The following is a 595-nucleotide window of genomic DNA, read 5'->3' on the forward strand; positions in this document are numbered from 1 at the left end:
TCGGATCAAGTTCCTTAACACGTTGTAAGAGCCGAATCGAATGAAAATAACGCGCCCCTGGACGAACTTTTAAATATTTAGATGGAACTGTTTCCAAATTATGATTAAAGACATCAGGCTTAGCAGCAACAACAATTTCTAAAGCTCCATCCTTATGGCGAAAATCAGGTGTGAGGACTTCAATTGTTGTCTTGGGAGCTTTTCGACGAATAGCATAAATAACTTTTGCAAAATGTTGTGCACCACCATCAGCAAGGTCATCACGATCAACAGATGTAATCACAACATGTTTTAATTCCATCTGTGCAACAGCATCCGCCACACGTTCTGGCTCATTATCATCGACTGCAAGCGGAATACCTGTTGCAACGTTGCAAAAAGCACAAGCCCGCGTACATATTTCACCCAAAATCATAAAACTGGCATGCCGCTGGCTCCAACATTCGCCAACATTTGGACAACCCGCTTCTTCACATACCGTCACTAATTTATGAGCGCGTACAATATCATACGTCTCCTTATATATCTTTGATGTTGGCGCTTTCACACGAATCCAATCTGGTTTTTTCTGAATGCTTGTATCCGGACGATGCAT

At 42.0% G+C, this 595-nt stretch carries 1 protein-coding gene; it reads right to left on the reverse strand.

Going from position 1 to position 595, the window contains the following annotated elements; genetic code table 11:
* The coding region (locus ACFIK8_RS12515; RefSeq protein ID WP_375669613.1) for a lipoyl synthase at positions 1-595 on the reverse strand (595 nt) is incomplete at its 3' end.

This window comes from Bartonella sp. MR168JLCBS, assembly GCF_042194175.1.